Annotated in this window: 7 protein-coding genes; 4 read left to right on the plus strand and 3 right to left on the minus strand. The window is 58.1% G+C overall.

The genetic code is table 11. From position 1 onward, the window contains the following. Window positions 1-25: 25 nt before the first annotated feature. Complete coding sequence (locus tag B2310_RS06465; protein WP_290725814.1) at window positions 26-601, minus strand: hypothetical protein; 576 nt, start codon at window positions 599-601, stop codon at window positions 26-28. A 102-nt stretch (window positions 602-703) separates the two neighbouring features. Here B2310_RS06465 and aroC point away from each other — a divergent pair, with 102 nt between their 5' ends. From aroC to B2310_RS06480, 3 genes are read left to right on the plus strand one after another with little or no spacing between them, the layout of a single operon-like run. Continuing rightward, a complete protein-coding gene (gene aroC, locus B2310_RS06470; protein WP_173381586.1) occupies window positions 704-1,786 on the plus strand; it encodes a chorismate synthase in 1,083 nt (360 codons plus the stop codon). 30 nt (window positions 1,787-1,816) lie between these two features. Beyond that, entirely contained in the window at window positions 1,817-2,710 is an 894-nt protein-coding gene (locus B2310_RS06475) for a tetraacyldisaccharide 4'-kinase (RefSeq protein ID WP_290729773.1), read from the plus strand. 60 nt (window positions 2,711-2,770) lie between these two features. Beyond that, entirely contained in the window at window positions 2,771-4,240 is a 1,470-nt protein-coding gene (locus B2310_RS06480; RefSeq protein ID WP_173381584.1) for a hypothetical protein, read from the plus strand. Here B2310_RS06480 and B2310_RS06485 read toward each other — a convergent pair. Next, the gene (locus B2310_RS06485; protein ID WP_290729778.1) at window positions 4,237-4,620 is read right to left on the minus strand and encodes a co-chaperone GroES; all 384 of its coding nucleotides are present in this window, start codon (window positions 4,618-4,620) and stop codon (window positions 4,237-4,239) included. The two genes, B2310_RS06480 and B2310_RS06485, sit on opposite strands and share 4 nt — an antisense overlap. A gap of 30 nt (window positions 4,621-4,650) precedes the next feature. On the opposite strand from B2310_RS06485, the gene B2310_RS06490 reads away from it, so the two are divergent. Next, window positions 4,651-5,604 carry a hypothetical protein gene (locus tag B2310_RS06490; RefSeq protein WP_290729781.1) on the plus strand — a complete coding sequence of 318 codons (954 nt, stop codon included), beginning with the start codon at window positions 4,651-4,653 and terminating at the stop codon, window positions 5,602-5,604. Window position 5,605: 1 nt separating this feature from the next. Here the strand turns inward: B2310_RS06490 and B2310_RS06495 are convergent, their stop codons facing one another. After that, a complete protein-coding gene (locus B2310_RS06495) occupies window positions 5,606-9,820 on the minus strand; it encodes a fibro-slime domain-containing protein (protein WP_290729783.1) in 4,215 nt (1,404 codons plus the stop codon). Between the last annotated feature and the right edge of the window lie 135 nt (window positions 9,821-9,955).

The following is a 9,955-nucleotide window of genomic DNA, read 5'->3' on the forward strand; positions in this document are numbered from 1 at the left end:
CTTAGACTTAGGGGCGAGGTCCGACCTAGAACACCGGCTGGTCGCTTCCCTTTTCCTTGCCCTTCTTCTGCGCGAGCCCTTCCTTCGCGAGGGTGCGGTGCTCCACGTAGCCAAGAACGAAATAGCGGTTGGACTTGCCGACGACAGCCGTAAAGGCGTTCAGGACCTTGACCCCGAACCATTCCTGGTAGTTGTTGCGGCCTTCCTTGATGGCGGATTCAACAAGCGTCGGCGCCTGCGAAGGCTTGCCGTACTTGAGCGTAAACTGTTCCGACATGTATTCCGCAGCCTCGATGGCCTTGAACCTGCGGCTCGCCTCCACCTTGCCCGTGCGGATTTCAAAAGCGTAGAACTTGTCGTTCGCGTTAAAGATGAAAGAAACCTGAACCGGCAGTTCGCCGAAATTGAACATGGGAAGCACAACCCGCTCACCCTTGCCCATCTGGCCGAAGGGCTCGTAGCCCATCTTCATCACCTCTTCAATCACTGTCTCGCGCGAGGCGCCAAAGGGGATACCGGCAAATTCGAGTTCGCCATTGCGCTGTGCGAACGCTTCCATGGAAAGCGCCAGCAGCAACAAGACGATGATATTTCTAAACATGGACACGGACTATCTCCTAAAACCTTTGTAAAAGATAGTAAACTTTCAGCAAAAATGGGCCGTCCGGACGGTTTTAGGGCCTCTTTATCTATATTTTGCAACATGGCTAGCACTTTTGGCAAAATTTTCAGCGTGACGACCTGGGGCGAATCCCACGGTCCGGCAGTAGGCGCCGTCGTGGACGGATGCCCGGCAGGGCTTCCCCTCTGCGAAGAAGACATCCAGTTTTACCTCGACCGCAGGCGCCCGGGGCAGGGCGCGATGACCACCGCCCGCGACGAAAAGGACAAGGTCAGGATCCTGAGCGGCGTTTTCGAAGGCAAGACGACCGGGACTCCCATCTCGTTCGCCGTATTCAACGAGGACCAGCGAAGCCATGACTACGCGGATATCGAGAAATGGTACAGACCGGGACATGCCGACCTCTGCTACGACATGAAGTACGGGTTCCGCGACTACCGCGGCGGCGGACGCAGTTCCGCACGCGAAACCATCGGCAGGGTCTGCGCGGGCGCCGTCGCACGCAAGTTCCTCGCACAGGTCGCCGGAACAGAATTTATCGCGTGGGTCGATTCCGTCGGCAACATCGACTGCCCCGAATTCGACATCGGTACACTCACGCACGAATCTATCGAAGCCTCTCCCGTCCGCTGTCCCGTTCCCGAAGCGGGCATGAAAATGGAAGAAGAAATCCTCGACGCGAAGAAGAACGCCGACAGCATCGGCGGCACGGTGCGGCTGCTGGTGCGCGGCGTCCCCGCCGCACTCGGCGAACCCGTGTTCGACAGGCTCGACGCGCTGCTCGCCCAGGCGATGCTCAGCATCCCCGCCTGCAAGGGTTTCGAGATCGGCAGCGGGTTCGCCGCTGCGCGCATGCGCGGCAGCCGCCACAACGACGAAATCTACTTCGACGGCAAGCAATACCGCACGCGCACAAACAACGCGGGCGGCTGCGTCGGAGGAATCAGCAACGGCGAAGACATCCTCTGCCGCATGGCGTTCAAGCCCACCGCGACAATCGCGCAAGCGCAGAAGACCGCCGGCCGCGGAGGGGAGAACGGAGAACTCGCCGCCAAAGGCCGCCACGACCCGTGCGTCGCGGTACGCGCGCCGGTCATCGTCGAAAGCATGGCCGCCATCGTGCTTGCCGACCTCTACCTGCAGCAGAAACGCCACTGCCTGTAGCATGGCCTACGGCCAGGACGCCGCAACGACATGAACACATTAACGCGCCTCCCGCTCACATGCCTTGCCGCCTTTTACCATGCCGCATACCGGCTCCACCACCGCCTTTGCCTCAAGCCCGGGCAGCCGCTCCAAAATTCTAGCTTGTATGTAATAGGAAGCTTCCGCATCGGGGGCGCGGGCAAGAGTCCGTTCACCGCGTGGTTCGTCCGTTTTCTCCGCGAACAGGGCGCCGGGCGTATCGCGGTCCTTTGCCATGCGAAAGCCCGCGACGAAGCGCAAATGCTACGGCAGCGGCTTGCGCAATTGCCGCAGGTCCAGGTATTCTCGACAGGCAACCGCTACCGCACCGCCCACGAACTCGACGGCGAATTCGATGCGATCGTCTGCGACGACGGATTCGAGGACACCCGACTTTCCGGTGCCATAGTCATCCGCCTCGACTGGGAAGACCCGCCCATGCACACCGAAAGCCTCGTGCCCGCGGGCATGTTCCGGAGCATGGCTACGGATCATGCGGCGCCCGCAATCGCGCTCCGTTGCGCGAGCGCGCATACGGGCGCCGATGCCGATGTCACCTTCGGCATCGCGGGCATCAAGAACGCAGCGGGCAATTCCCTCAGCCACGACCCGGTCCTCCTCTGCGGCATAGCCGACCCGTCCCGGTTCGCAAGCGACGTCGCCGCTTCGGGAATCCGCGCAACCCGCACCATCGCACTCCGCGACCACGACAGGCGCCTGCGGCGCATCCTCGAAGCCCTTCTCCGCGATGGCGAACAAGTCGTCATCACCGAGAAGGACTTCGCAAGGCTCCCCCCGGAACTCCAAAATGAACATGCAGTCTTTATCGCCCGCCAGCGGGTTCTCGTCTCGGACTCTGCCAAAAACGCGCTTATCGCAGCCCGCGCGAACGCAGGGCGCTAAACGGATGGCCTCACGTTATTATTTTTTATGCAACGTGCAAACCGCAAGAAGGAATAGAAAATGAATCTCACTACGCGTATTAAGGATTTGATGAACGCCCTCTCCGCAGGCATCCCCGAACGCGAATTCTGTATCGAACTTGCCTTTCTCACGACCATCGTCCGTGAACCGTTCTACCTCTACGGCCGCTCCGGCTCCGGCAAGGCCATCGTCATCGACAGGCTCGTCGCCGCATTCAAGAACGCCAAGGTGCTCCGCATCGGCAGGCGCGTCCAGGAGATTCCCTCCAAGCTCAGCGACTATAACCTTATCGTATTCCAGAGCTACGACGTCACGAACGAACGCCAAAAAGAGAGCGTGCAGATTGCGCTCCAGGATCGCGCCGGCACGCCGGTTATCATTTCGGGCGACCTGCGCCCCGAAGTGGCCCTGACCCGCGGTGAGATTGTAGACAAGATAGCGCTCACCGTCGCCCTCCCCGACAGCATCTCGGCAAGCGCCCTCTGCCAGCTGCTCACGACCCCCCGCGATGTGACCCTGACCGACATCCCCGCAGAACTCACCATCACGCCAGAAGAATCCGCGGAATGGAAAGAGAAAATCAACAAGATTGCATTCTCTGCCGATGCGCTCGACATGATCGGCAAGCTCGCCGAACTCTGCGACTCAAACAACATCTACGTCTCCATCAAGAAATGGATGGTCCTAAGCAACATCGCAAAGGCCGCCGCCTTCTTCAACGGGCGCACCGAAGCCAGCCTCATGGACACCTTCTTCCTCGGCACAAACATCTGGGGCCGCACCATTTCGAACAAGATTATTGTCGAAGGCTACAAGAAGATAGCCCTCGAAATCCTCCTGAAAAACATCCCGGAAATCCATGAAAAGCGCTACGATGCCGACGACCTCCTCGCCCGCATCGACAGGCTGCTGAACAGCAGCAACAACAAATACGACACCAGGGAATTCAACAACGAAGCCTGCGTTATGTACAAAGTTACAATCGCCGGCGAATCCACGCCGCTCTATGTTCCGCTCCGCTATATCGAAACGGATGGCGACTTCAACCCGTACAACGAACTGCGCCAGGTCGAAAAGCGCGTGCGCTGCAACTATCACGGCACTTCCAACTGTTCCATCGCCATCGACTCCGCAGTCAAGGGCATCGGGCTGCGCACCAACGTGGTCCGTTCCAGCAACAGCACCCTCAAGACAGGCAAGTTCGAAGATTACGCAACGCTCCCGACCTATATCCTGAGCGAAAACGACCCCGACATCATCGCGCAAAAGAAAATCCAGCGCGAAGAAATCCGGAAGGAAGTCAACGCCTCCATGGAACGCGAATCCAAGACGCTCCTGAGCCTGCGCGATACCTACCGCAGCCTCAAGCAGAACCGCAACGAGCTGTTCTGTAACCAGCAGCTCTTTGACGAAATCCTCGGACAAATCAAGGAAGAATTCGACGCGACTTCCGTTCTGATTTCCAAAATCAAGGAAGCGCACGCCAAACTCGACGGCAAGGCGTCCTAGAGGTTATCGATACTGTCGGGAATCTCGTTTCGCATCACGAGCAGGATCGCGTTCTGCCCGACGATGACATACTTTTCGCCGTTGATTTCTATTTCGGTTCCGCTCGCATGCAGGTAGAGCGCCTCGTCGCCTTCATGGACCTGGAGCGGCACATAGTTCACCGCATCTTCCCTTTCGCCCGTAAAGATGGAATCCGGATCGCGGTTCGCGGGAATCGGGTATCCGGGTCCGACCCGCATCACGAGCCCCGCATGCACGGCGTCATGGTCCTTCACGCTCGGCGGCAGGTATAGCCCGCTCCCCGTTCGGTTCGACGCCTCCAGGGACTTTATCAACACTCGGTCGCCAATTACAACAACATTTTTCAAAGCATCCATCATGGGCGCTAAAATAGAATTTATATTGCAGCTGTGGTCATCGCAATTCTCATAGCGCTCTGGTTTGCCATATCCATCGGCATGCTCGGTATCGTCCTCTCGACACCGAAAGGGAGGGCCATGCTGAAAATCCTGTGGCGCAGCCGCAAAATCCGCATCGCGTGCGCCGCGGCTGTCGTAGCGATCATCGCCATCGCCACCATCTTCGTGCTCCATCCGAAGCCAGCCGCCCCCGAACCGCTGGACGCAAGGCACATATTCGAGAGCTACTCCCGCACGCTCGTCTCCGCAATGGAAGCAAGCGGTGCCATCGCGATCGATTCCCGGTGCAACCTCGAAAGCCCGAAGCCCGAACTTGCGCACACGCTCCCCGTCCTCGTCGAAGTCTACCACGAAATGGTCAACAGGCCCACCACGGCAAGGCTCGTGCGCCTCGACGACACGCTGGTCCTCTCCTTCGACGGCTACAAGCAATTCAAGAACAGGACTATCAAGATTACGAAGGGCGTGCAAAAAAGACTCGGCCCGCGCTATTCCATAAGGATGCAAAGCAAGGGCGAAAGCCACGAGCTCGAAATCACATACAGGGGAAGCCCCTGGGACAACGAACAGCTCTGCGCCCTTCCCGTCCTGGAAGCAAGCCTCCGCGAAAAGGTCGACCCCGCCATGCTCATGTCCATCATCCGCCACATTTCGGGATTCGACTTCAACTACAAAGGCGAAAAGACCGGACGCGGCCTGCTCGCACTGGATTCAGGAGACGGCCTCGCGCAAATCCGCACCGGGGCGCGCATGCTGAAGGCAGCCCTCGATACCGCCAAGAGCGAAGAAGACGCCATCGCCGCCTTCTATCCCGAAAACAGCATCCAGGGGCTAAACGCCGAGTGGCGCAAGAGCCCGCTCAAGAACGGCTGGGTGCAGGATGTCCTTGCCGACATCCCCTTCTACAGGAACAACGGATTGTCCCACGCGCAGGTCGGCCGCTAGGCTACTTCCCGCGCTTTACCCCCATCGTGAACGTGTCGTCGCGCTTGCCGACAGTCTCGCGCCCCGCCTTCACGCGCCATTCGAGCTTCGATACATACGCGCCCGTGCCCACGAGCCTTCCATTCTCGCTGCGGGCGTTCCATGCGAGGAATACCTTCGCCGGATTCGAGCGGCAGTCTCCATTGAACACCGCAGTGTCGGAACAAGCCACGGAACCCTTCGCCCGGTTCACAAACTGGCCAAGGTTCGAAAAATAGCTCACTTCCCATTCGATGCGGATAGAATCGATGGACACCGAATCGCTCGCCGTAAGGCCCAGTTCCTGCAAATCGTAGTTCAAAAGCTGCCCCGGAAGGCCCGTCTGTTCCACGGCATCCTTCAAGGACATCTCGGGCGGAATAGCGAACGTGTGCACGCCGCCTTCCCAGGATGCAGTCTGTTCCGCAGTCTCCTGCGAAAGCGTAACCACGCCCGGCACGTCCACCAGCAATCTCTGGCCGCCAATGACCCTCACCCACGGATTGTTCGCATGGGGCACGTTCCCGCCCAGGTCCCGGATCGCGCCCGGCATGAGCCGCACCGAATCACCCACGGCAGGCAGCACCTCGTCTTCGCCGCCATAGAAGTAAAGGTCATAGCGCACGCCATTCTGCAACCTGGTCCTGCGTGGCGATACCATCTGCGCCGACGCCTGTTCGCCCATCCGCCAAATCCTGAAATCGAACAAGTCCTCCGCGGCGAGATTCGTATCGAGTGATCCCTCGCTCAACAGGAGCGTCAACGTCGTCATCTTGTCCTTGCCCGGATTCACTATGGCGCTCAACAGCACGGGTCCGACCCTGTCCTCTATCATGCCGTTCATCGAAAGCGAAATCGAGTCTCCCTTGTCCTCGTCCCAGTAGGTGTAATGGTAATGCAAGCCTCCCTGGTAGATTTCCTTGTTTCCGCCGGTAAAAACCTTGTCGAGCAGGGAATCCGCCGTCACTACGATATCGGACGCGTTCTCGATTTTCGTGCGGACACTTTCAACCCCCACGATTCTGCTCCAGGCCGAATCACCGAACGACCATGCAAGCGTATCGGGAATGTCGGAATCGAAGGCCTCGCTGAAGGGGATGTGCAGACTGTCGGGAACGCCGTCGCCATCTCGGTCGAACATGTAGCCCTTGCTCGCAAACGGCACGGGCGGTTCCATCATGTTGATGTTCTCCCACACGATCTTGTTCGCAACCTGCGAACCGGAAACCGTGAACGAGGCATTGTTGACCGCCGCAAGGCCCATCACGTTGAATATCGCATAGCCCGAAGAATCCGTCGTGACACTCGTGATCGGCTGTCCGTTCGCATCCAGGAACGAGAGCGAATCCGCAGTCGAGAGGTCCACCGACACGATACAGTCGGCGCAGACCTGCCCGATATACATCACCATGATGCGTACCGGGTAAGACACAAAAGCCATCAGCGTATCCTTGCCGCCATTGTCACCCGGGACCCCCATCGGTTCGAGCAGCAAGTTGTAGCCTTTCGGGTCAAACGGTTCGCCCGCCGCATCCGCAAACGCGATATCCGGAAGCGGGTACTCCGGCACCTCGAAATACACCTGCGAACGCTGCGAGGGGTCGGCCACCAGGTAAAAATCGAGCATGTACATTCCCGGCGGGAGCGCACGCGCACGCACGATCGCCGCCGTATCGATAACAAAGCCCGCCATGTTCTCGTTGACGGTAATGCCGCCGTAGTTCACGCCCGGCTTCAGCACCTCGCCCTCCTGCAATGCAGTCTGTCCGTACAGAATGAAGGACGATTCCGCAAGCGTCGTATCCACCTTCCCCACGCTCGAAATGTCGCAGGTCAGGTTCTCTTCCGTAAGAATCTGCAGAATCACGTACTCGATGGTTCCGTCATCCGTATGCTGTTCCACCGGGAAGTAGCGCTTTTCCGTCTGCAGGTTGATGGAGGTGCGCATCTTGAAGTTCGAACCCGTCGCGTTCCTTTCCGAGAAGAATATGTGGAACGGATAGATCTTGCCTTCCTCGAGCCCCATCGTGTCGAGATTCACCGCGCCTTCCACCGGGTTGTGGCACCCGCCTATATCCACCGCGAGGCGGTTGTCGATAAACACCCACACGTCATCGTCTCCGCGGAACTCGAAGTACTGCCCCGGAATGTACTGGAACTGCGCCGAAATCTTCATCGCGAAGCTGTAATTGTGCCTGCAGCCGCTCACGTTCCAGTCGAATTTCGGGTTCTTCACCGTCTTCGCGGAATCCAGGTACTCAAAATCGTCAATCGGATAGAATCCCGGATTCAGCGTGTCGTTGCAGTCGTTCTCGTTCGTAAAGTCCGCAAGCCAGAACCCTTCCTCGTCGAGCGTGAGGTCGATATCGCGGCAAGTCGCATTCGTGTATTCCTTGCCCCCGGCATCGGTCGCCACTACCTGCGGCACAAACCATTTTTCAATCTCGTGCGCCGCGGAACACTGGTTCCACGGATAAACTAACGAATCCACGCGCGCAGGCAAGCCGTTCACTAGTTTATCCTGAACCATTCCCAACACGTGACCGCCACAGGTCTTGAGCGAATCGAGTTCGCCATTCTGGTTCTTCTCCCACACCGTCGTATAGGGGTTGCCGTTATAGATGTTGCCGAAGTCCACGTCAATCGCGTCCGCATACGATTCTCCGGCCCAGTCCACCACCATCGCCGAAATCTTCATCTCGGGGCAACGTCCCAAGTGGTTCGGGAACGTCACGTCCAGCAGCGGGGCACTGCTCGAAACCGGGTAAGGGTGCACCCACACCGTATCGCGCACCTTCAGCACCGAATCAAGACGCACCATCTCGCCCAGATCCTTGCCCTCGACCGCAATGCCGCCCATGCTGTAGTAATCCATGCCGAACGTCTGCTTAAAATAGACGCCCCAGTCATCCACATGCTTGTAGTAGGTACCCTCGTACCAGCCGCAGGTATCCTTCTGGCGATCCATCGGCAGCGGGCCCATCTTTACCGTATCGTCCATCGAAACCACGAGCATCGAGGGCGACATGTCGTCCCACGGCGAAAGCAGGCGCACCACCTTCGGTTCGGGCGGGTAGTACACGAAATCCTTTACATGCAAAGACGTACTCGCGAACATCCACGTCTCGTAAATGCCGGCAGGGAACAGGTCCGTGGCCAGCGGGCGTTCCGCATCGTCAAAATACTTGTGCTGTGGCCACTCGTTCTGCCCGCGATAGAACTGCACCCACGCCCACGTCGAATTCCACTTCGGCGAACTCACCAGCGAATCGTCAAAACTGATATGCCGCCAGTACTTGTATTCGCCCTCGGCCGTGAGCGGAGTCGGCTGGTTCATGATGTTGTTGTCCACCGAGATGTAGAAGGCGCTGTCGCGGTAACTCGTGTTGGTGCGCCACGGGTGATAAACGTGAAGTACCCGCGTCGGGTCAAAGCATTCGCCCTTCGTTCCTATCGTAAGCGAGGCCTCGGGAGTTGCCGACGTGCCATCCACATAGACGGTATCCCCCGCAGCGAGGACCGCCGACAAATCGACGACCGAATCGGAATCCGCAGGCACAACATACCACGGAGCCTTGTAGCGGACAAAGTAAGCACTCTGTATCGGGTTCGCCGCCATCATCGTGGGCGTAACCGAGCCGTAGAACCACCCGCACTTCGAGGCATCGCCCGGAATGAACCGCATCAGCACGGAATCCGCACCGAAAATCATCTGCGGCAAGGACTTGTTACCCCACGGGCTCTTGAACCACACAATTTTCGAACCCGGAGCCATGAACGACTTCTCGTAGGTACCGTCAGCCTTCGTGTATAGCCAGAGCTCCGTCTCCGCGCCAAAGAACTCGCCCATCTTGAATTCGTTCGAGCCCCACGTGACGCAGTTGTTCTGGTTAAAATTATAGTCGGCAGTATTCGGGCAGGCCTTGATGTTGAAGCTCATCCAGTCCTGAAAATCGGCAAGCGTCTTGCCCACCCAAATGTAGGTGAACCAGCCGTCGCCATCGCTCTTCATCATCGTCGAGGAATTTGCGTCGAAATGCGGGTTGTAGTCGCCACCCGCACCGCCCAGTACATGCGGCACATAATCGCTCCGGGTCGCATCGTCACGCCACGGTGACTGGAAATGCAGAATAAGGTCGGCCCAGGCAGCAGATCCGAACAAAAAAAGCAAACAGACACCCAAACAAATGCGCTTCATACCAACTCCTTTCCGAGCGCAATAAACAACTATAGGTAATGTATATTCAAAAAGCGGAAAAAGAGCGTCTAGCAATCGCAAAAAGCGGAAAGCGTTGTCTTAAACGCAATAAAAAAAGCCCGCGGGAATGTGGCG

This window comes from Fibrobacter sp. UBA3629 (genome assembly GCF_002374005.1).
Lineage (GTDB): Bacteria > Fibrobacterota > Fibrobacteria > Fibrobacterales > Fibrobacteraceae > Fibrobacter.

Bases quoted from the DNA above. Each gene is read 5' to 3' on its own strand.
- B2310_RS06475 (WP_290729773.1), top strand. From the start codon at position 1,817: ATGAACACATTAACGCGCCTCCCGCTCACATGCCTTGCCGCCTTTTAC.
- B2310_RS06465 (WP_290725814.1), bottom strand. From the start codon at position 601: ATGTTTAGAAATATCATCGTCTTGTTGCTGCTGGCGCTTTCCATGGAA.
- B2310_RS06480 (WP_173381584.1), top strand. From the start codon at position 2,771: ATGAATCTCACTACGCGTATTAAGGATTTGATGAACGCCCTCTCCGCA.
- B2310_RS06485 (WP_290729778.1), bottom strand. From the start codon at position 4,620: ATGATGGATGCTTTGAAAAATGTTGTTGTAATTGGCGACCGAGTGTTG.
- aroC (WP_173381586.1), top strand. From the start codon at position 704: ATGGCTAGCACTTTTGGCAAAATTTTCAGCGTGACGACCTGGGGCGAA.
- B2310_RS06495 (WP_290729783.1), bottom strand. From the start codon at position 9,820: ATGAAGCGCATTTGTTTGGGTGTCTGTTTGCTTTTTTTGTTCGGATCT.